21 protein-coding genes, 1 tRNA gene and 1 other RNA gene are annotated in these 20,669 nt (G+C 49.9%); 18 read left to right on the forward strand and 5 right to left on the reverse strand.

Annotation, left to right across the window (positions count from 1 at the left end; translation table 11 throughout):
• Positions 1-91: 91 nt before the first annotated feature.
• Positions 92-1,555 (forward strand): hypothetical protein, encoded by a 1,464-nt coding sequence (locus tag LLG46_04925; protein ID MCE5322646.1) that lies wholly within the window; start codon positions 92-94, stop codon positions 1,553-1,555.
• A 233-nt stretch (positions 1,556-1,788) separates the two neighbouring features.
• Here LLG46_04925 and LLG46_04930 read toward each other — a convergent pair whose 3' ends face one another.
• The 5 genes from LLG46_04930 to LLG46_04950 form a co-directional block, all read right to left on the reverse strand.
• Positions 1,789-2,298: a class IV adenylate cyclase gene (locus tag LLG46_04930; protein MCE5322647.1), complete on the reverse strand. Its 510-nt coding sequence runs from the start codon at positions 2,296-2,298 to the stop codon at positions 1,789-1,791.
• A 485-nt stretch (positions 2,299-2,783) separates the two neighbouring features.
• Positions 2,784-3,134: a transfer-messenger RNA gene (ssrA, locus tag LLG46_04935) on the reverse strand.
• 308 nt (positions 3,135-3,442) lie between these two features.
• Positions 3,443-3,518 (reverse strand) — tRNA-Gly (locus LLG46_04940).
• Between the two features lie 227 nt (positions 3,519-3,745).
• A complete protein-coding gene (locus LLG46_04945) occupies positions 3,746-4,450 on the reverse strand; it encodes a PEP-CTERM sorting domain-containing protein (protein ID MCE5322648.1) in 705 nt (234 codons plus the stop codon).
• Between the two features lie 392 nt (positions 4,451-4,842).
• On the reverse strand, positions 4,843-6,837 hold the full coding sequence (locus LLG46_04950) for a RecQ family ATP-dependent DNA helicase (protein MCE5322649.1): 1,995 nt from the start codon (positions 6,835-6,837) through the stop codon (positions 4,843-4,845).
• A 242-nt stretch (positions 6,838-7,079) separates the two neighbouring features.
• On the opposite strand from LLG46_04950, the gene LLG46_04955 reads away from it, so the two are divergent.
• From LLG46_04955 to LLG46_05035, 17 genes are all read left to right on the forward strand, one after another.
• Positions 7,080-7,475 (forward strand): BlaI/MecI/CopY family transcriptional regulator, encoded by a 396-nt coding sequence (locus tag LLG46_04955; protein ID MCE5322650.1) that lies wholly within the window; start codon positions 7,080-7,082, stop codon positions 7,473-7,475.
• Positions 7,456-8,835 carry a M56 family metallopeptidase gene (locus tag LLG46_04960; protein ID MCE5322651.1) on the forward strand — a complete coding sequence of 460 codons (1,380 nt, stop codon included), beginning with the start codon at positions 7,456-7,458 and terminating at the stop codon, positions 8,833-8,835. The genes LLG46_04955 and LLG46_04960 overlap by 20 nt, the downstream gene beginning before the upstream one ends.
• Before the next feature lie 6 nt (positions 8,836-8,841).
• Positions 8,842-9,810, forward strand: a complete 969-nt coding sequence (locus LLG46_04965) for an ABC transporter ATP-binding protein (GenBank protein MCE5322652.1) — start codon at positions 8,842-8,844, stop codon at positions 9,808-9,810.
• Positions 9,807-10,154, forward strand: coding sequence for a hypothetical protein (locus LLG46_04970; protein ID MCE5322653.1), 348 nt, complete (start codon positions 9,807-9,809; stop codon positions 10,152-10,154). Before LLG46_04965 ends, LLG46_04970 begins: the two co-directional genes overlap by 4 nt.
• On the forward strand, positions 10,151-11,155 hold the full coding sequence (locus LLG46_04975; GenBank protein MCE5322654.1) for a Gfo/Idh/MocA family oxidoreductase: 1,005 nt from the start codon (positions 10,151-10,153) through the stop codon (positions 11,153-11,155). Before LLG46_04970 ends, LLG46_04975 begins: the two co-directional genes overlap by 4 nt.
• Positions 11,156-11,338: 183 nt before the next feature.
• Positions 11,339-11,566, forward strand: coding sequence for an AtpZ/AtpI family protein (locus tag LLG46_04980; GenBank protein MCE5322655.1), 228 nt, complete (start codon positions 11,339-11,341; stop codon positions 11,564-11,566).
• Complete coding sequence (locus LLG46_04985; GenBank protein MCE5322656.1) at positions 11,553-12,026, forward strand: hypothetical protein; 474 nt, start codon at positions 11,553-11,555, stop codon at positions 12,024-12,026. The genes LLG46_04980 and LLG46_04985 overlap by 14 nt, the downstream gene beginning before the upstream one ends.
• The gene (gene atpB, locus LLG46_04990) at positions 12,005-12,736 is read left to right on the forward strand and encodes a F0F1 ATP synthase subunit A (GenBank protein ID MCE5322657.1); all 732 of its coding nucleotides are present in this window, start codon (positions 12,005-12,007) and stop codon (positions 12,734-12,736) included. The genes LLG46_04985 and atpB overlap by 22 nt, the downstream gene beginning before the upstream one ends.
• 18 nt (positions 12,737-12,754) lie before the next feature.
• The gene (gene atpE, locus LLG46_04995) at positions 12,755-13,024 is read left to right on the forward strand and encodes an ATP synthase F0 subunit C (GenBank protein MCE5322658.1); all 270 of its coding nucleotides are present in this window, start codon (positions 12,755-12,757) and stop codon (positions 13,022-13,024) included.
• Between the two features lie 91 nt (positions 13,025-13,115).
• Positions 13,116-13,610, forward strand: a complete 495-nt coding sequence (gene atpF / locus LLG46_05000) for a F0F1 ATP synthase subunit B (GenBank protein MCE5322659.1) — start codon at positions 13,116-13,118, stop codon at positions 13,608-13,610.
• Positions 13,607-14,143 carry a F0F1 ATP synthase subunit delta gene (locus LLG46_05005; protein ID MCE5322660.1) on the forward strand — a complete coding sequence of 179 codons (537 nt, stop codon included), beginning with the start codon at positions 13,607-13,609 and terminating at the stop codon, positions 14,141-14,143. The genes atpF and LLG46_05005 overlap by 4 nt, the downstream gene beginning before the upstream one ends.
• A 243-nt stretch (positions 14,144-14,386) precedes the next feature.
• Positions 14,387-15,901 carry a F0F1 ATP synthase subunit alpha gene (gene atpA / locus LLG46_05010; GenBank protein ID MCE5322661.1) on the forward strand — a complete coding sequence of 505 codons (1,515 nt, stop codon included), beginning with the start codon at positions 14,387-14,389 and terminating at the stop codon, positions 15,899-15,901.
• A 2-nt stretch (positions 15,902-15,903) separates the two neighbouring features.
• The gene (atpG, locus tag LLG46_05015; protein ID MCE5322662.1) at positions 15,904-16,755 is read left to right on the forward strand and encodes an ATP synthase F1 subunit gamma; all 852 of its coding nucleotides are present in this window, start codon (positions 15,904-15,906) and stop codon (positions 16,753-16,755) included.
• Positions 16,756-16,848: 93 nt separating this feature from the next.
• Positions 16,849-18,249 (forward strand): F0F1 ATP synthase subunit beta, encoded by a 1,401-nt coding sequence (gene atpD / locus LLG46_05020; GenBank protein MCE5322663.1) that lies wholly within the window; start codon positions 16,849-16,851, stop codon positions 18,247-18,249.
• Between the two features lie 31 nt (positions 18,250-18,280).
• Complete coding sequence (locus tag LLG46_05025) at positions 18,281-18,733, forward strand: hypothetical protein (protein ID MCE5322664.1); 453 nt, start codon at positions 18,281-18,283, stop codon at positions 18,731-18,733.
• A 16-nt stretch (positions 18,734-18,749) separates the two neighbouring features.
• Complete coding sequence (locus LLG46_05030; protein MCE5322665.1) at positions 18,750-19,166, forward strand: F0F1 ATP synthase subunit epsilon; 417 nt, start codon at positions 18,750-18,752, stop codon at positions 19,164-19,166.
• Between the two features lie 66 nt (positions 19,167-19,232).
• The gene (locus LLG46_05035; protein MCE5322666.1) at positions 19,233-20,660 is read left to right on the forward strand and encodes a lasso peptide biosynthesis protein; all 1,428 of its coding nucleotides are present in this window, start codon (positions 19,233-19,235) and stop codon (positions 20,658-20,660) included.
• The last annotated feature ends 9 nt before the right edge of the window (positions 20,661-20,669 follow it).

Here is a 20,669-nt window from a genome sequence, read left to right on the forward strand (position 1 = left end):
ACTAAACATGCTATAATCTGCCACATAACAGGGCTGCTTGATGTATATTGCAGCAACAGAGCATAAAGAAACCCGGGATCGAGGCAACCAAATGAATCAGATCACTGCGAGCAGAGACAACGGCAGATACGTGGTCTACGCAAGTAGTTATGCTAAGCTCAATAGCAACGTAATCGACGGAGGAGGCACAGACGACACCGAAGCACTTCAAGCTATTTTGGACAAAGCTCTGGAATGGGGTGGACTGCATCTGATAATGGATGGCGCTGCGCTTGTGCGCGGACTTAGCGTGCATTCGAACACGACTATTGAGTGCGAAACACGAGACTGTGGATTCTTCCTTGCATCGGGATCGAACCGTTCGCTTATCCAAAACGTCAACCTGGACAAGAAAGTCCGTCACGACAAAAACATCACCCTCTCAGGAGGAACCTATAACCACAACTGTGCCGGGCAACTGCATCATGTAATCCCCGAACCCGACTCGACTATATATAAGGACGAGAAATGGATCATCACGATGGAGTTCTATGGTGTGGAGCATCTGACTATGCGTGATGTAACGATCCGCAATCAGCGAACATTCGCTATGCTGATAGCCAACTGGCGCCATGTTACAATGGAAAACATCACAATCGACCTGCCGGACATTATGCATGGTGAAAATCAGGATGGGATACATTTCTGGGGACCGGGGCAATTCCTGAGCATGAGAAACATTACCGGCTGTTCGGGCGACGACTTCATCGCGCTGGCTCCGGACGAGCACGACAGCGTATCGGATATTACAGATGTGGTAATTGACGGCGTCTACCTAGATAACGCAGACCAGGGCATAAGATTGCTTTCCAGAGACAAGGGCCGGCTTGACCGGGTTATCATCAGGAACGTAACCGGAACATTCAAGAGCTTCGGTTTCTTCATTAACCCTTGGTTCCCAGGCGCCAGCGGAAACTTCGGCTGTATCACGATCGAGAACGTTGATCTCAGGCAAACCAAGCACAAATATAATCACACCAATCCGTTCCTGTTTCGTCTGGGCGGCAACATTGAAGCGCTCACTCTCAAGAACATCAATCATCACAATCCCAACGAGCCCCTGTGTCTCATTGAGGCGGGCATTCCGTACTACACTCCCGTTGATGACCCTAGATCGGAACATTCCCATATTGGCACACTCACAATAGACGGACTGCATATAGACGAGAGCGAGGTGCATTCCACTGAGATCAGTCACATCAAACTTGGCTGCCGCGTCGATAACTTGATAATTAGAGATACTGATATTAGGCAAAATCAGCCTGCGCATGGCGGATGTCTTGTCGAAACAACCAAACAAGCAGAAATTGGCTTGCTTCACGTCAGTAGCTTGACCGCTGCTGGTCTGAACACCCTGATCCATCACCCCGAAGGAAGCATAGGTGCTCTGTGTCTGAATGACATCCTGTGCACCCAAATGGAAAAGCCGCTAGTCACCGGCAATGGAAAAATCGGCAATCTTCACGCTAATGCCGTATTCGGCACCCAGGTCGAACAATATGTGCAATCAGAATAACTGTCGGCAAAAGCCCCAACAATCACATCGCCGAGGCTCTTCGCAGAGAGAATCTTTGTTTTCAATTGCTTGGTGGAGAAGACGTGCCCTCCGCAACAATCGTCAGCAGTTTTCCCTAAGTCCAAAGATCAATCGTATCGGGATTTTCACTACATTCGAATCCAGAGTAACCCGTGGACAGCCGAATTACCTATGAATTGATAAGCCTCGAAGAGGCGGCAGAATCGAGAACTTCAGTGTGGCAGGATATCCACATACGCCCCGGCGATCAGGCTCTCGGATCGGATGCCCAACCGGCGCATCAATTCCTCGGCGATGGAACGTCCTTCTTCCTCTGACTGATCCGGCCTCAACACTACCTCAAGCTCAAGGTAATCTCCCAGCCCCTTCACTCTATCCAGGTGCACACGGGTCTGACCTACGTGGCGGAGAACACGTGTCTTCTCCACGATCCCTGCCACACCCAGAGAATCCGAAAGCGCTTTCAACAGTAGATCAGGATGCTGAACGGGGCATATAGTGTACTCCGATTGCTTCGGCCCCACCTCATCCTGGCGATTGTAGGAGATCAACTCGGCGCTACCGTCTCCTAAGAACCTCAGTTTGAGACGTCCTTCCCTTGTATGGAAAAACATATCCTTCTGACTGAGTATCTCATATGGACTATCATTCAACGAGTCCAGGAGTTTCCGAGTTTCTTCCGGGTCGTTTACTCGAGCTTTTATTTCGATATTTCGGGGCATTCTTGACAGTACCTCGGCGCTTCCGATATTCGGGAAGAGCATATTTCCACGAGTTCGCTTCACTTCACCCATGGCTAGTGTTCGACAAACTTAATTATGAGGACAGAGACTCCCGTGATAGATGCTTCGGCAGCGGCGTCCCACTGTGACTCTGCAGCCGAAGCCGCTGTTTCCACCAGCTGATCTTAGTTTGTCGAACACTAAGTTCTTTCCGCAGACCAGGTGGCATCCTTCAATCAATACCACAAGTATACTACCACATGAATGTGCCTCATTAACACGCGTCGGTCGGGATTTCTTTGGACTTATACAGAAACACTGGCGCAAAGAGAACCGTCAAGAGCGTTTTCGGCTAACATCCGGCCCAACCCAGTCCAAAAGAGTTTGTCACAGCCCCAGATGGCAGATAAAGCAAAACCACGCTCACATTTTGACGTGTGAGCGTGGTCTTCTAACCTCTAACATCTTACTTCTAACTTCTAAACTGGTGGAGGCGGGGGGACTTGAACCCCCGTCCAAAGAAGCGTCGACAAAAGCGTCTACGAGCGTATTCTGCATTTTAAGTCTCGGGTCTTCATCTCCTGCAGGCGGGATGCTCGGACCCCAGTCCGTAAGGTGGTCCTCGACAGTCGACGGACTTAAAATGTCGAGCAAGTCGGCTAAAATGACACCCGGTTCTATCCACGCCGACCCAGGATAGGCGGATGGCTGCCTAATTAGGCAGCGAGTGCGTAACTATTGTTCGCGTTTACTTTGTTTGCCGCTTTTTACGAGGCCAGCGGCGCCTCGGCTCGCAACTTAAGCCAACCTCTTCCCTGTCGACACCAATCGCCCCCATAGGCAAGAGGAACCTAAATGTTTTTTACATTCAATTATACCAAATTCCAATTTCATAAACAACTAAAATTGCAAAATGCAAGCTGACAGTCATTGTTACAGCAGGACACCAAAATATATGCATAGAGATATGCGTTCTGAATATACGAAGTCCAGGATGAAAACAACAATCCACTCAGCGTATATTGCTTAGGATTTATCTTGTGACGTCCAGCTTCATGCAAAAGTCACAAATTTAACATTGCAAGGGGCACATACAAAAGCTGCGGACTGAACTCGATATTGGCAAAAAGCAGGTACATAAAAATGGAGCGGGAGACGAGGCTCGAACTCGCGACATCCAGCTTGGAAGGCTAGCGCTCTACCAACTGAGCTACTCCCGCACCACCAAGGAGATTTTATCATCTGACACAATGGATGTCAACGCTTTGAGTTACACATTATCATCAAATCACACGTCTCATCATAATATGGCACTATGGTTCAGCAGATCGGGTGTTCCGGCATTGACAAGGTTTGGAAAGGCAACCCGGCATCTATATGCATACACAAAAAAGCCCGCCGGACTTGCTGCTGGCGGGCTTGACACGACAAACTCAAAGGTGATGCTTTAATTTTTTCGGCGCCTGGAAATGACAAACGAACCAAGAGCGCCAAACAACACTACGATCGAAGAAGGCTCAGGAACAATAACCAATACATCCTGGCCATCATGTCCTTCTTCATCTGCCCAAACTATGTTGAGCACTCTGACATTCTGATTTGTCCAGCCTGAGTTTACAGCAGCATCTGCACTTGCGATGACACCGGCTGTCTCAGTGTAGTCATCTGACCATGTCAACTCATCTTCAAGCGACCATATTGCCTCTTGAACAACTGCGGCACGCCTGTTAACATCAGCAATCCCAAATGTTGCGCCGTTGGAATACTGAGTAAACAGCCATGCACTCTGATCAGACAGCGGGTCAAAGTCGGTCTCTGTCTGACCACTGACCCCGCCCTTAACTGCACCGGTATTCAGGGTGGCAGTGAAATCATTTTCACCGATGAGGTCTTCATTCCATTCCACACAGAAAGTTATCAGAGGAGAACCGTCAACATAACCCGGTATGCCGCTGACCGAGTCAAATACAATTTCACAAGACCACATGTCATGATAATCGGTGAGGCCGTATCCAATTCCATTGGTTGATGGGGTATTGTAATATCCGCCAATACCACCAGTAATGCCATCCCAATGAAGTTGAATCGCCATAGCCGAACTGCAAACTGCCATTGCTGCGAAAATTGCGACTGCTATAATTATTCTTTTCATCTCATTTCTCCTTAAAGTGCAGCGCCAATTTGATATTCGTGAGTCTTTCGCCCACTTTGTAACACAATCTATGTAAATCGCATTTTTGGGAGTATACCCCGCATAAATCGCAATGTCAATGCGTAATTGTAGAATTGCAAAAAACAGGTAATTATACGTAGCACAACATTATTGCGTTCAGCGATAATAATGCCTTTTATTGATTATAGCGAGACTATATACAATACCAGTCGATAAAATTATGCAGTAATTCACAATATGTTCGCTTTGTTGTGAGCTTGTCCGCTCTTTTCTGTAATCTTCGGCAGCCTGCATGCCATGACTGTCGGGGTATATTTTAGGCCAAAAGCATGGCCCGCCCGTTCGCATTCAACAGACATGCCAAACGCGGCTCATTTGTCTGCAGGCCATATGAGACGGTATTCGCTGTCGTCACGGCGGATCGAGCCATCTTCGAGCATGTCGCTTACGCATCGCTCGACAACAGCTTTGGGAAGATTCGCGAAGATGCCGAAGTTGGGACATATGTCACGCTTAATGTGACTTGTTATTGAGCCTTTCAGAACTCGAACCAATCCGGTAAAGCCCACCCTACCTGGTATCATATTCACCGTCTCAATGATTTTGGAGCGTCTCTGCTCATCGCTGAGTGACGACTCAATGGGGCATGCCTGGCGGCTTATTTGCTCATATGATTCGCGAGAAGGCAAACAGACATCGCATGAATGGCAGTTGTTTATAGGCGGCTCGCCAAAGTGATTTGCAATAATATCGTGTCTGCATTGACGATCCTCGGCATAACGATATATCTCGTCGATGCGCCTGCGCTGAACATTCTCATAACGCGACACCAGATCATTAAGCCTGGCTTTGGAGTCTCTGGGGGCCGGAAGGCGCTCGATAAGCATCATATGTCCCGATCCCCAATAGGTAATATAACCTTTCGCCTGCCAGTCGAGCAGTCTGTCCTCAAGCACATATGGAGAAATGTCGGCACGATGGCTCAGATCTATCGATTCAACCGAGACACGCTGGCCAGGTTTGAGACGGGCGCATTTTACGAACTCGGCAAGCTCATCGCCTCCATATTGCATACCTCTTGCGGTGAGGCCGATGGTCATGGTCATAGGAATATCAGAATGTCTGCGTACCAGATCGATATCTTCGAGCATGTTGATCGCTACGCGGACCTTGGTCTCTTCTTCGTCCAGCTCGCGTTCGAGATCGTCAGAGTGGATGGCAGCAAATGGAGAATCGAGAGTAAGTTCGCGAATGATCTTATAGCATTGGCGGGGCAGGTCGGCGTCCACTCGCCCCTGATGCATCCAGCGAGTGTTATTCGCTTTATCCGACGGCGTACACAGTAAAATACAGCGCGAGGGCAGGCCGTCACGACCTGCTCTTCCAGCCTCCTGATAATAATCTTCCAGGGCTCCAGGCAAACTGTAGTGGATCACAAAACGCACATCCGACTTGTCGATCCCCATTCCAAAAGCAACCGTCGCGCATATCACACGCCACTTGCCGTCCATAAATTCTTCCTGAGTGCGGGCGCGATCAGCAGCGTCCATCCCGGCATGATAATGAGCAGCCTTTATACGTTCACGGCGCAGAAGCATGGCTAACTGCTCAGCTTTTTTGCGAGAACGGGTGTAGACTATGCCGGAGCCCTCGTTTTCACGGCAGAGGTGAATTAGAGAGCGCAGCTTATCCTCATCCGACCGCACGATCATTGACTCTAGATACAAATTTGGCCGATAAGTGCCGGTGCTGATCACTTTAAATTGGCAGCCCAGATTGTTGGATATCTCGACACGCATCTTGGGTGTGGCTGTGGCAGTCATAGCAAGGACTACCGGTTCACACAAATACCTCAGGGCATTGCCTATAAAGAGATAGTCCGGACGGAAATCATGACCCCACATGCTTACGCAGTGAGCCTCATCTACCACCATAAGTGAGACACCCCTGCTGCGCAGAGCATGCAAAAACGGCACCTGCCGCAGTCTTTCTGGCGCTGCGTATAGCAGTTTGTATTTGCCCTCGCGTATCTGGCTGAGGCGGCGGTCTATCTCGTCACTATCGAGTGTGGAGTTTATCAGAGTGACCTGCTTCTGCACTTCCTCTGGCAGACCGTCTACTTGGTCTTTCATGAGCGCGATCAGGGGTGAAACAACCAAAGTGAGGCCGTCCAAAAGCACCGCGGGAAGCTGATAGCACAGAGACTTGCCTGCACCTGTCGGCATTACTGCAAGTACGCTTCTGCCCGCCATAATATACTCGATCACCTGCTGCTGGCCTTTGCGAAATTTGTCATAGCCGAAGAGACGCTTGAGCTGTGATTCGAGCTCGGCATTGGACTTATAAACTTCGGACGTGATTGCCATGGTTGCCCCCACTAACCCGCATTATGCGCTTCTCGCATAATGCGGGTCTCCGAGAGCATTATTCACGTTCCTCGTGAATAATGCGGGCTAAGGATACGACCACATCATTATACTCCACTGATAGCGAAGATACATGCTCCTGAAAAATTTGTTTGTCAGAAATTTTTGCTCAAGCACTTGACTACGTGCGTAGGCAAGGGTATAATTACTGACGACAATTGTAGTCTGAGATTGGAGGAATTATGGAACTGCCAAATCTTGGTGAATTGGAATTGGAACTCCTCAGGTTCATTACAGATCATTCTCCAATTACAGTAAGGGATGCATCAATCCAATTCGGGGAAGAACGAGAACTGGCGCGCACTACTGTCCTTACTGTAATGGAACGTCTGCGAAAGAAGGGTTATCTGAAAAGGAAAAGTCGTAAGGGAGTATTTGAATACTCGCCTTACCTTAAGAAGAGTGATCTCCTCAAGAAGCTCATCAGTTCGTTTGCAGACAAGGTGCTTGGCGGCTCAATTGATCCGCTGGTGGCATACCTGGCGGAAGATGCCGATTTGAGTGACGAGCAGATAAGCGAATTGCAGCGTCTGTTGGAAGGAAAAAGGAAGAACAAAAATGAACAGCGCTTGCATTGAGCAGCATATCTGGAACGGGTGTTTGCAGGGCACTGTGGCTCTGCTGCTGGCATATGGAATATGCAGGCTTTTGCCAAAGATGCAGCCCAACGCAATGAGCTGGATTTGGCGGCTTGCTTATCTCAAGCTGATGGTCGCGTTTATCTTTGTGGGCTCGATTTGCCTGCCTGTGCTTAATCGTCCATACAGCAGACCAGTATCTGCAGCGGTAAACAGTGTGCTCTCGCCAAGTAACATCCGCACATTGAACATGAAAGCAGTTCATTCCGGTCAAGCGCAAAACATGGCAAACATATTAGTTTTGGTATGGTGGACAGGTGTCACACTATCAACTATGAAAATTCTAGCTGCACTGCGCAGGGCAAAAAGATTGCGGCAAGGCTGCGAAAACATCGATGATGCTGATCTGCAAATTGAGCTTGAGCAGCTATGCCTACAAATGCGAATAAAGCATGTGCCTAGACTGCTGACCGGTGATATACGGAGTCCAATGATCTGCGGAGCCCTTAAGCCGGACATAATTTTACCGAACAAAGCACTTGCAACATCCAGCCGCAACGATCTCCGTATGATCCTTACACACGAACTGGCACATGTAAAACGATATGATGTGATATGGATATGGCTGCCAATTGTAGCTCAAGTGTTCTTCTTCTTTCATCCACTTGTTTGGCTTTTTCGCAGAGAATGGCTTTTCACACAGGAATCGGCATGCGACCAGCTTGCCATGCAGACTACCGGCTCACCATGCACGGATTACGGCAGAATGCTCCTCGGCTACGTGACCCGGCGCACAACAACTGCTGAACCTGTCGGCATAGGAATTGCCGAGCCTTACGAAACGCTACAAAGGAGGATCAATGCAATGACCAAATTTGCACCCATCACCGGCAAAAAGAAAATTGCTGTTTGGATTGGTATCTGCACACTGGCACTCATCGGGATTGTGCCCTGGATGCTGAGCGCAAAAGACCACAAACTGACATCTGCAGAAATTGCTGATGTGCTGGCAAAAGCAGTCTACAACAAAGACTTAAGGACAATTCACCGGATATGCCCAGCCAACAAAAATGCTCTCAGCCATGATCCCGCATGGAACTATATATCACAAAAGCTCCAGAGCTACGGTCGGGTCAAGGATGTGAAACTCGAGGCAAAGGGCAAGATACTTCCAGGATTAACCGGAAAAGGTTTTTCAACCGGTCCGCAATTTGTACCCGCTGCAGACACGGAAGTATCGACGTGGAGAGTCAAAGCGGAAAATGGAGAGTATCGGATCGGCCTGGGTGTGCAAGATGGGAAACTGAAATTTTACGAGTTCAATCTGGCTGATGGAGGAATTGGTGGAGGTGGACTCTAATTTTCATTGACGGCAGACTATCTGAAGCGATATACTCTGCTTGAAATGGCGATTGTTAATATTGAGAGTCTGAGCATGCGCGCAGGCGGGACCTGGGCGCTGTGGGACGTCAATCTGGAAATAGGTGAAGGCGAGATTACGGCCATATTCGGGCGGGCAGGCTCGGGGAAGTCCGTGCTCGCCAAAATTATATGTGGGCTGGATGAACCCACCAGCGGCTCGATTTTTTGGAACGGTCAACAAAACCCTGGATGCGTGAGCATTGCTCTTGACAAACCTGCATTTGCCCCTGACCTGACAGTCTACGAAAACCTCGATATGTTTGCCTCGCTTTGGCGAGTGCCAAAAAAAAAGCGGGCGAGACAGATCAGTTTTGTGCTGGAACTGATGAAACTCAGCGATTATTCAACAATCATGGCCGACCGCCTTTCCACAGGCATGCTCAGGCGATTTGAGATTGCAAGGGCATTGATTGCAGACGCACCAGTCACAATAATCGACTCGCTGCTGGACACACTCGACCCCGACATTCTCGAAAAACTCTGGGACCATATGCTGAGCCTGCGGCGGGCTGAGATGAAATCATTTATCGTTATGACCTCGCGCGGAAAAATTGCCGAGATGTGCCCGAGGATAGCCGTGATCCATCGCGGAAGGATCAACTTCTTAGGCCGCCCGGACGATTTCAGACGATTGGCAGGCGAGGATATGGTCGTGCTCGGTGATATCACAAATCCATCAGTCAAGAGCAGGATCAGAGAACAGTTGTCGGTAGTGATCCAGGAAGAGGACGGATTTCTTTCATTCAGGGTCTCAAACGGCGAGAAGATGATCGGTAACCTGTTGGCCGAGTATGGCTCGGACCTGAGCTGTGTATATCTCAAGCGCCCGACACTGGAGGATGCATTGGATGTGGTTGCGATGGGTGGGCTGAAGGTTATGGCGGATGTAAGTGAGGAGCGAGCAGGACAGTGACCACACTCGCTTATTACAATATTAAAAGGATAGCAAGACGAAAGCAACTAATGATTGCGCTGTACGGCCTGCCGGCCATTGCTGCTATATTGCGGATCATATTCGCAAAGTCATATGCATTGCTGGTATGCGCATGGCTATGTCCGTTCGTCTGTGCTATCCTGGTTTGGGCGGTCTTGCAGGCACAAATATCAATTGACAGAGCGTTGGACCTAGAAATCGGGCTTAGGAGCACACCTGCCTCGGACTCAAGCATGATATGGTCGCGTGTGCTGGCTGGAGCAGCGATCTTCTCAGGTCAAATGATTATCTTTGGTGTGATAATAGGAGCATTGATAAGATGAAAGTTGGAATTATCGGTACGGGAATCTGCCGGATGCATGCAAACGGCTTCAAGAAGTGTGAGGATGTCGAGATCAAGACGGTTTGTGACGTCAACACAGAGCGCGCAGAGAAGTTTGCTAAGGATTATGATGTCAAAAATATCTGCAGCGATTATCATGAGCTTTTTGCGGACCCGGAAATAGAGGCCGTAACTGTTGGAGTGCCGAATGCTCTGCATGCGCCGGTCGTGATTGCTGCATTTGAGGCGGGCAAGCATGTAATGTGTGAAAAACCAATTTCGACCTGCGCTGAGGATGCGCGAAAGATGGTCGAGGCAGGTAAGAAGTCCGGCAAGATATTTATGATGGGCTTTAATAACAGGTTCAGAGGCGATACTCAGCTCTTGAAAAAGTGCATCGAAAACGGCGACCTGGGTGATATTTACTACGCCAAGACCGGCTGGCTCAGGCGCAAAGGCATCCCTGGAATGGGCGGATGGTTTACTACAAAAGCGCTCTCCGGCGGTGGGCCCCTCATCGACCTTGGTGTGCATGTCCTTGACCTTGCACTCTGGCTGATGGGCAACCCGAAGCCGGTATATGTGATGGGATCGTCTTATGCCAAATTCGGACCTGAGATTGCTGAGAAAAATGGCGGAACATATGATGTCGAAGACCTGGCGACAGGTATGGTAAAGCTCGAAAACGGCGCGACTGTGTTCGTGGAAGCGAGTTGGGCATCGCATGTGGAGAATGAAAGAATTTATACTCAGTTGATCGGCACAAAAGGCGGAGCGGAAGTTGACCCGCTGAAGATTTATACAGACATCAACGGCTCTACGGCAAATATCGAGATGAGCTACCCGAATGTTTCGGGGCATGAGATGGAGATTGTGCATTTTGTGGAGTGTATAAGGCAGAATAAAACACCAATTGCGACTGGTGAACACGGGCTGCATATACAGCTCATTCTTGATGCGATATACGAATCGACAGTTACCGGCAAAGGAGTTGAGATTTAGTATTTGAGATTTTATATTTTATATGATTGGTGTGCGGTCGGCTGCTTTTCGTGTTGTTGAGATTGTGCTATAATTCACAGGACTTCAGCTAGTCCGCATTATTCACGAAGAACGTGAATAATGCTCTCAAAGACCCGGATTATGCGGTATGCGCATAACCCGGGCTAGGGCGGCAACTTTATAATGAACCAGTCGAATTACCGATGGGCAAAAACATTGGCGCAAGTGAGCAGTATTGCTCTACTCATCTTAGTCTCCACGGCGATTGGGCTGGGACTGGGTTACTGGCTCGACGGCAAGCTCGGCACCAAACCGTGGCTTGCTTTTGTTTTGACTATCGTCGGGCTGGCGGCAGGACTTTATGAAGCGGTCAAGATTTTGATCGAGGCAACCGAAAATGAAGGAGATTGACAACGCCTTCATCAAGCGCACCTATATAAGCAGTGCATATCTGTGGATTTTTGGTGTGCTGGTATGGTTGAGCTTGTGGCATATTCTGACCGGCTATGGCATAAGGCTAAATCCGCACTGGGGATGGATGGCTGCAATCGGTTGGAGCCTTGGATCGGCTGTGTCAATAGGTACGCTCTGGAGCCTGGAATGGATCGTCAGCCGGGCTTTTGTGCCGGGAAACAGGCATGCCAAAAAGAGCCTGGTCAAATTTTCGATCCTCAAGCTGATAGTGATAATCCTGCTTATGGGATTGATAGTCAAGCTGGGCGGAAAAAGTTTTGCGCTGATTGGGGCATTTTGTGCCGGAGTGGTATTGACTCAGGCTGTAATATTTCTTAAAGTAATAGGGAAGCTGATTTGTGAGCATTCTAACGATTTGGGCAAAGGAGGGCCACAATGCACGAGGGACCATCATTAGAACACCCAACCTGGTTCAGGTTTTTGCTTGAGTATAAGCTGCTGCCGGGATGGGTACCGGAGATGGCAATTGTAACATGGTTTGTGGTTGTCCTTTTGTGCATCACCGCAATCATCGCCAGTCGAAAACTCAGTGTGCGCAACCCCGGCAAGTTTCAGACGGCTCTGGAATTTATCGTTGTGTCTTTGGACGGGTTTGTGCGCAACATCGTCGGGCGCGAAGCCAAGACGCTCACCCCGATCATCGGCACTACGTTCATATTCATCCTATCGCTGAGCCTTATCGGTCTGGTGCCTGGGTTCGTGAGCCCCACGTCAAGCACCAACACGACAGTCTCGCTCGCGCTTATGGCTTTTCTGCTGGTCCAGTATTATGGGATCACCCGGAACGGCTTCATCAACTATTGCAAGCATTTCCTGGGCGAACCGATATGGCTGGCTCCGCTTATGCTGCCTCTGCACATAATCGGGGAACTGGCAAGGCCGCTGTCGCTCTCGATCCGTCTTTTCGGTAACATTTTCGGCGAGGAGACCGTCATTGCGGTCTTCGTGCTTATTGTCACCAGCGTGCTGGGCAAACTGTTGATACCTCTGCAGTTCCCTATGATGCTCTTCGCCATATTCGGCGGGTTCATTCAGGCGCTGGTCTTTTCAATGCTCGTTTGCATATATATTGCCGTGGCTCTGGAAGGCCACGAAGAACACCATTAAATTGGAGGAAACACACATATGATGTACTTAGTAGCTTTGGTTATCGCCATTGGGTTCGGCGTACCGATTGCCGTTATCGGAGGCGGACTCGCTCAGGGTAAAGCCGCAGCATCGGCATTTGAGGGCATCGCAAGGCAGCCCGAGGCAGCCGGTAAGATTCAGACCGCTATGATTATTGGTCTCGCACTTATCGAGTCCCTGGTCATCTACGCCCTGCTGATCTCTCTGATCCTGCTCTTCTTGGGTGTGCCGAGCGCAACGGCTATCATTGAGAAAGTCGTAAAGTAATATAATCATTGGATTGAGACCGTTATGCTTTTTGACTAGCCGCATATTCGCGCGTAAGGCATCTCGGTCATAGAAAGTTGGTGGTATATCCGTGCAGATAATACCCGAACCAAAAGTATTGATTGTGCAGGCTCTGGGTTTCCTGCTGGTGCTGGGAGTGTTCAAATACTTCCTGTTTCAGCCCATATTGAGCATTCTGGAGACCAGGCGCAGGGAGGTGTCCTCTGAATATGAGGCTGCTGAGGCTCAGCATGCGTCCGCTGATGAACTTAAGGCTCAATATGAGCGCCATCTTGCCGCTATAGCTGAGGAGACGCGCACAAAGATTGCCGAGGCAGTCAAGGAAGGCCAGAACATGCGAGAGGAAATACTCGCTGATTCACGCGCGCAGGCCGAGCATATTCTCACAAGGGCACAGGAAGAAATATCCCGTGAAAGTGAGAAAGCTATGACTGAGCTTAAGACAAAGGTTGCAGACCTTACGGTTGAAGCAGCGGGCAAGCTCATAGGCGAAAGCATGGATGACGATAAACATCGCAAGATGGTCAGCAGTTTCATCGACGGACTGGACGAGGTGAAGCAGTGATCGAGCCGAGGATCGTGCGCAGGTATGCATCGGCTCTGTTTGGAGCCGCTGTAAAGATGGACGCAGTCGACCGGGTCGAAAGCGACCTCGGACTGGTGTCGTATGTGTTCGAGACATCGCCGCGCCTTATGGAGTCCATCGAGTCGCCGATGATCCCCTCGTCCAAGAAGCACGAAATCATAAAAGATATCTTTGCGAACAAGGTCCATCAGATCACGCTTACCTATCTCGACCTGCTTATTGACAAGCAGCGTGAGGGTGCGATCGGTCAGACCGAAAGCGAATATATTCGCCTGGCAAACGAGGCGCGAGGAATACTGGCAGTTGAGGTAATATCGGCGGTCAGGCTCAGTGAAGCTGAAGAGGCCGCACTTGTCGCCAAGCTCAGCAAGGTCACTGGAAAGAGTATTCACCTTGAAAAGCACGTGGACCCTGAAATCATTGGTGGATTGAAAGTCCGCATGGGTGACAAGGTTATTGACGGCAGCATCAAGGGTCAGCTTGACGCGCTTAAAGAAAAAATGCTTAGTTAGTCTAAAAGTTTGAAAGTTGGAAAGTCAAAAAGTTGGGATAGTACGAGTCAGTGGAATCACGCGATCATAAATCGCGTAGTTCTTGTTCGGGCTGGATCAGATATCCAGCCCGAACAAGGAACGAGGAAGTTTGCTAGAAATTAAGGCTGAGCCTGTCGGCTCGCTGCTGAGTACGAATATGTGGGGTCTGGACTCTCCACTCTCCACATTCCACTCTCAGCTATTTTTGAACGGAGTGAGATTATGGCAGTCAACATAAGGCCGGATGAGGTTGCGCAGGTTCTCGAAAGCCACCTCCTATCATATGAAAAAGAACTTGCCGAAGTAGGCGTGGGAACCGTCCTCCAGGTCGGAGATGGAATTGCGCGAATCTACGGCTTGCAGGACGTAATGGCCAGCGAGCTGGTCGAGTTTCCCAACGGCGTTATGGGAATGGTCCTTAACCTGGAAGAGGACAACGTCGGCTGCGTCGTGCTTGGACCGGATACCGAGATCAAGGAAGGCGATCAGGTCAAGCGGACCGGACGCATTATCGACGTTCCAGTGGGCGAGGCAATGCTTGGACGTGTTGTAAACGCTCTGGGAGACCCCATAGACGGCAAGGGACCGATTGTCGCCAGCGAGCGTAGACACGTCGAGACTCGTGCGCCAGGTGTTGTCGAAAGACAGCCGGTCAAAGAATCGCTAGCCACCGGCATTAAGGCCATCGACTCCATGATCCCTATCGGCAGAGGCCAGAGGGAACTTATAATCGGCGACCGCCAGACAGGCAAGACAGCCATTGCCGTAGATACAATTTTGAACCAGAAAGGCCAGGACGTCTACTGCATCTATGTAGCTATCGGCCAGAAGCTATCGACTGTAGCAGGCATTGCTCATACACTTGAGCAGAAGGGCGCTATGGAGTATACGACAATTGTCGTAGCATCTGCCAGTGACCCTGCCCCGCTGCAGTATATCGCTCCATATGCGGGATGCGCTATGGGCGAGTATTTCAGAGACACCAAGCGAAGCGCACTGGTGATCTACGATGACCTCAGCAAGCACGCTGTGGCTTACAGGCAGGTTTCCCTGCTTCTGAGAAGACCGCCGGGACGTGAAGCTTACCCTGGAGACATTTTCTATCTGCATGCGCGCCTTCTTGAGAGAGCATCCAAGCTAAACGATGAGTTGGGCGCAGGCTCACTTACCGCACTACCGATTATCGAGACCCAGGCAGGAGATGTCTCGGCTTACATACCGACAAACGTTATCTCGATCACGGACGGTCAGATATATCTGGAGCCGGACCTTTTCTATTCGGGTATACGACCGGCCATTAACGTCGGCTTGTCTGTTTCGAGAGTAGGATCCAGCGCTCAGAAGAAGGCTATGAAGAAAGTCACAGGTCAGCTCAAGCTCGACTTGGCACAGTATTGGGCACTGCAGGCGTTCGCACAGTTCTCAAGTGACCTCGACAAGGCCACTCTTGCTCAGCTTGCGCGCGGCGAAAGGATCGTAGAAATCCTGAAGCAGCCGCAGTATACGCCTATGACGCTCTCAAACGAGTGTATCATCATATTTGCTGCTACTAACGGCTATCTGGACGATCTGCCGGTGGCGGCTATTGCCAGGTTTGAAAAAGAGTTGTATGCCTTTATGGCCGATAAATATCCCGATGTAGGCCACACTATCGAAAAAACCGGCGTTTTGGATGATGCGACTACTGAAACTCTGAAATCAGCCATCGAAACGTTCAAGGGACAGTTTAAGGCTTAGTTATGGCTAGCGCGAGAGACATTAGACGGCGCATACGCACTGTCAAAAATATCGAAAAGATCACCAGCGCGATGAAGATGGTGGCGGCTGCAAGGCTGCGAAAGGCTCAGGAACGTGCTGAGTCAGCACGCCCTTACGCTGAGAAAATGCATGAGGTGATGGGTAACCTCGCCAGAAGCGCCGGTGAGATTGAGCACCCGCTGCTTGAAATACGTGAGGAACATAACGTCGCTTATGTTGTGATCGGAGCTGAGCGAGGGCTTGCAGGCAGTTATAACGGCAGCGTTATGAGCAAAGCCATTCAGGAGATCGGTGATCGTGACTCTGAAAGTGTTAAGCTGCTGACCATTGGAAGAAAGGCCGTCGCGTTCTTTAAGAAACGGCCGTATGAGATCACCGGTTCACTCGAATTGGGCACGGAAGTCAATTTCACCGATATACGCAAGATTACTGCAAAGGTGCGCTCTATGTTCGAGAGCGGTGAGGTGGATGCAGTATATCTGGTATACGCCAAGTTCCATTCAGCAATGCACCAGGAACCGGTTTGTGTAAGACTTCTACCTATGGCTGCACCTGAAGCAAATGCTCAAACACCTGCTGAATTCGAGTTTGAGCCGAATGCAGGTGAGCTGCTTGCTACACTGCTGCCAAGGTATGTGGATACAGAAGTATATCAGTCGCTGGTGGAGTCACAGGCTAGTGAGCATGGAGCACGGATGTCCGCTATGTCGGCAGCCACAAAGAATGCAGGTGAAATGATTGATAACCTGACTCTTGTCTATAACAAGGCTCGTCAGGCTGCTATTACTAAAGAGATCACGGAGATTGTAGGTGGCGCGGAAGCGCTCAAATAAGAGACAGTTATTGGTTTTTAGTTATTAGTATCATGATGAAGGCACTAATAACTAATCACTAACAACTAAAAACTCCCTTCCCGGAGGTAAGAATTGGCTACAGGAAAAGTTGTTGAGGTAATCGGACCGGTTGTCGATATCAGGTTCCCATCGAATGAACTGCCGGAGATGATGAATGCTATACATATCCCCAATGTGCAGGGAAAAACGCTGACCGCAGAGGTCGCACAGATGCTTGGAAGCGATGTCGTCAGATGCGTATCAATGCAGTCCACAGACGGTCTTGTGCGCGGAATGGAAGCGATTGATACGGGTAAGCCTATCGAAGTTCCTGTTGGCCGCGAGACTCTGGGACGCGTATTTAACCTGCTCGGGGAGACAATCGACAACAAGGGAGCATTCACCGCGACCGACAAGTGGCCGATTCACCGCCCTGCCCCGCCATTTGAGGAACAGATCCCTGCGACCGAGGTCTTCGAGACCGGTATGAAGGTCGTTGATCTGATATGTCCTTACGCCAAAGGTGGAAAAATCGGACTCTTCGGAGGAGCCGGTGTCGGCAAGACCGTTCTTATCACTGAGCTGATCCGAAACGTAGCGACTGAGCACGGCGGGTTCTCGGTATTTGCAGGTGTCGGAGAGCGAACCCGTGAGGGTAACGACCTCTGGCTGGAGATGCAGGAGAGCGGCGTTATCGAGAAGACGACTATGGTCTTCGGCCAGATGAACGAGCCGCCTGGAGCGCGACTTCGTGTAGCTCTGTCGGCCCTTACCATGTCCGAGTATTTCAGAGATAAAGAGGGGCAGGATGTGCTGCTCTTCATAGATAACATTTTCCGATTCACACAGGGCGGCTCCGAAGTATCGGCTCTGCTTGGTAGAATGCCGAGCGCGGTAGGTTACCAGCCTACCCTCTCCACTGAGATGGGCGCGCTGCAGGAGAGGATTACATCGACCGTTCGCGGTTCGGTCACATCGATTCAGGCTATTTATGTCCCTGCAGACGACCCGACCGACCCGGCTCCGGCGACGACATTCAGCTTCCTGGACGCCACAACATATCTTGAAAGACGCATATTCGTGAGAGGTATATTCCCGGCTGTCGATCCGCTGGCTTCGACTTCGAGAATTCTGGACCCGAATATTGTCGGTCAGGAACATTATGACGTGGCACGCGCAGTCCAGCAGATATTGCAGAGATATCGTGAACTTCAGGACATCATTGCTATCCTTGGTGTCGATGAACTCTCCGATGAAGATAAGCTCACTGTTTCGCGCGCCAGAAAGATAGAGAACTTCCTGTCGCAGCCGATGTTTGTGGCTGAGGTCTTTACAGGATTACCCGGCAAGTATGTCTCCAGAAACGACACCGTCCGATCATTCAAGGAAATCCTTGAAGGCAGATGGGACATGCTCCCCGAGCAGGCATTCTATATGGTAGGCACAATAGAAGAAGCTGTGGAGAAGTCCAAGCAGATGGGAGTGGAAGTTTAGTCGGAGAGTTTGAGAGTGGAGAACATGGACCATGAACTGGAAGGTTCTCGGTATTTCCGCAGGGCTCACAATTGTTGTGCCGTTGATGATAGTGGTTACGCTGGGAATACTTTGTCACGATCCAGGAGTTGCTGGTAGTTGGAGCTTTGCAATTCCGATTGTGACAGGGATAATTGTAGGCGAGTGTGTGTTCTTCATCTTGAACACTTTAGCAAAGCGTAATTACGTATTTATACGTAGCTTGGCAAGCATATTATCTGGGCTAATTGCATTTTTGGCAGGGGGTTTCATCGGAATGCAGATTGTATATCCTATCTTTCATTCTTTGGTTTTTGCGCCGCATCCTGATTTTGCCCTCAATCACGAAGATTTTTTCTTCTACCAGGGCGCGATTATTGTGTTTGCGTTGGTAGCTGGTCTTGTGGGCCTGATTTTCGGTACTGGGATAGGCCAACACAAGAAGCAATTGAAGACTGACAACTGACAACCGAGAACCAATTATGGCAGAACGAACATTCAAACTTGAAGTGATAACACCGGACCGCAAGGTCCTTTCAGACGACAAGATCGCCTCCGTGATGCTGCCGGGTATCGAGGGATACTTGGGGGTGCTGGCCAGCCATGCGCCGTTGATGACTGCGCTCGGCTGCGGTGAGCTCGATTTTCGCAGACCCGACGGCACCAGCGATGTGATGGCAATCTGCGGCGGGTTTGTGGAAGTGCTGGACAACAAGGTCACTGTGCTGTCGGACAGCGCAGAGCTTGTGAGTGAAATCGACCTCGAGAGAGCCAAGCAGGCTGCTCAAAGGGCTGAGCGCAGGATTGCCTCACATGAACCGGACATCGACATGGACCGGGCTCAGGCCGCACTCATGAGAGCCATTAACCGGATCAAAATTGCCCAGCGGCACGTATAGCCTTTTATGGTATTATAGTATGATGGTTTGTATTGTTACCATCGCACCACCAAGCCAGGAGGCGCTATGCGACGCAGAGCCGTTGTAGTCATCACCATTATGCTCATCACCATTGCCGCGCGAGCCGGTGCATTCGATATCCCATATGAGAGTTGGATGGGCTCATATGTGGCAGACAAAAAGATCGGCTATATGTCTTACAAGATAGACGATGCCGTCTTTGAGGGGGCCAAAGGCTACCGGATTGCAAGTGTCCTCAATAACCGCCTTACTATCCTCGGCGCAGACCTCACGCAGCTGGTGACCACCGTTGTCTACACCGACACCAATTATGCTCCGCTTCGCGAAGACTTCTCAGTGTCAAGCGGCGGCAAGACCACTACTATTCGCGCAACTTTCAATAAAGATACCATCGACTGCGTGGTATCGGCAGGCAGCGGCGTATCTAAACAAAGCGTGCCTATTCCCAAGGGAATAAGCCTTGTTGGTGACGCAATGTTTGTGATGCCCAACGAAAAGCTCAACGTCGGTGACCAGCACACGCTCCATTACTTCAATCCTCTAACGCTTGCCATTGAGGACCTTTTAGTAAAGGTTGAACGAAGAGAGAAAATTACCGTAGGCGGCAAGGATTATGACACTGTCGTCCTTACAAATACTACAGGCATGGGTGATATGACCATCTGGCAAGACGAGACTGGTGACTGCATACAGCTTGAGGCAGTAATGGGAATCCGCATGGTAAAAGAGAGCGAAAGCGAGGCGACATCGGGTCTGGAGACTGCCGCATCCGAAGACTTCGCGGTCCTCACAAGCGTAAAGCCCGACAAAGAGATAGCCGATCCTCGTGATCTCAAAAATCTCGATATCATATTCACCGGGCTGGAAAAGCAAATGGCCATAAATGACAGTCGGCAGAAGACTACATCGATTGACGAGCCCTCTCAAAAGGTTCGGTTCAATGTCAAGGCGTTAAATTTCGATTTGGAAAAGTCTATAACTCTGCCGGTTGATGATAAGGAGTTTGCAGACGATCTTGCCAGCACTGCCTATCTGGATTGGGACACATCGTCAATACGTCAGCAGGCTCGTGATATCGTAGGCGCTGAAAATAACGCATACAGGGCTTGCGCAAAGATCCGTGATTGGATTTACAGCAATATGACAGTCGACAAGACCATAGGGATTACCCGTTCTGCCTCGGATGTGTTAAAATCTAAAAGGGGTGTGTGCAGGGACTATGGAATCCTGTTCGCGACTCTTGCTCGTGCTGCTGGAATTCCATCAAGGATTGTAGCCGGGCTGCTGTATATCGATAATGCTTTTTATTATCATGTGTGGACAGAGTGCTATGTAGGCAAGTGGATCCCGTTCGACGCCACGCTGCCAACCGACTTTGTGGATGCCACACACATAAAGCTGGCCGAGGGCGATGCGCCGACCATGTTTGGTTTGGCAAAGGTGATTGGCAGCTTGAAAGCAGAAATAAAATAAAACTTGCTG

The organism is bacterium (genome assembly GCA_021371935.1).
GTDB lineage: Bacteria > Armatimonadota > UBA5829 > UBA5829 > UBA5829 > UBA5829.

Excerpts from the sequence above, each read along its gene's own strand:
- LLG46_05030 (MCE5322665.1), top strand. The coding sequence starts at position 18,750 with ATGGCAGAACGAACATTCAAACTTGAAGTGATAACACCGGACCGCAAG.
- atpB (MCE5322657.1), top strand. The coding sequence starts at position 12,005 with ATGCACGAGGGACCATCATTAGAACACCCAACCTGGTTCAGGTTTTTG.
- LLG46_04930 (MCE5322647.1), bottom strand. The coding sequence starts at position 2,298 with ATGCCCCGAAATATCGAAATAAAAGCTCGAGTAAACGACCCGGAAGAA.
- atpE (MCE5322658.1), top strand. The coding sequence starts at position 12,755 with ATGATGTACTTAGTAGCTTTGGTTATCGCCATTGGGTTCGGCGTACCG.
- LLG46_04945 (MCE5322648.1), bottom strand. The coding sequence starts at position 4,450 with ATGAAAAGAATAATTATAGCAGTCGCAATTTTCGCAGCAATGGCAGTT.
- LLG46_04950 (MCE5322649.1), bottom strand. The coding sequence starts at position 6,837 with ATGGCAATCACGTCCGAAGTTTATAAGTCCAATGCCGAGCTCGAATCA.
- LLG46_04985 (MCE5322656.1), top strand. The coding sequence starts at position 11,553 with ATGAAGGAGATTGACAACGCCTTCATCAAGCGCACCTATATAAGCAGT.
- LLG46_05035 (MCE5322666.1), top strand. The coding sequence starts at position 19,233 with ATGCGACGCAGAGCCGTTGTAGTCATCACCATTATGCTCATCACCATT.
- LLG46_04975 (MCE5322654.1), top strand. The coding sequence starts at position 10,151 with ATGAAAGTTGGAATTATCGGTACGGGAATCTGCCGGATGCATGCAAAC.
- LLG46_05025 (MCE5322664.1), top strand. The coding sequence starts at position 18,281 with ATGAACTGGAAGGTTCTCGGTATTTCCGCAGGGCTCACAATTGTTGTG.
- LLG46_04925 (MCE5322646.1), top strand. The coding sequence starts at position 92 with ATGAATCAGATCACTGCGAGCAGAGACAACGGCAGATACGTGGTCTAC.
- LLG46_04960 (MCE5322651.1), top strand. The coding sequence starts at position 7,456 with ATGAACAGCGCTTGCATTGAGCAGCATATCTGGAACGGGTGTTTGCAG.
- LLG46_04955 (MCE5322650.1), top strand. The coding sequence starts at position 7,080 with ATGGAACTGCCAAATCTTGGTGAATTGGAATTGGAACTCCTCAGGTTC.
- atpG (MCE5322662.1), top strand. The coding sequence starts at position 15,904 with ATGGCTAGCGCGAGAGACATTAGACGGCGCATACGCACTGTCAAAAAT.
- LLG46_04980 (MCE5322655.1), top strand. The coding sequence starts at position 11,339 with ATGAACCAGTCGAATTACCGATGGGCAAAAACATTGGCGCAAGTGAGC.
- atpA (MCE5322661.1), top strand. The coding sequence starts at position 14,387 with ATGGCAGTCAACATAAGGCCGGATGAGGTTGCGCAGGTTCTCGAAAGC.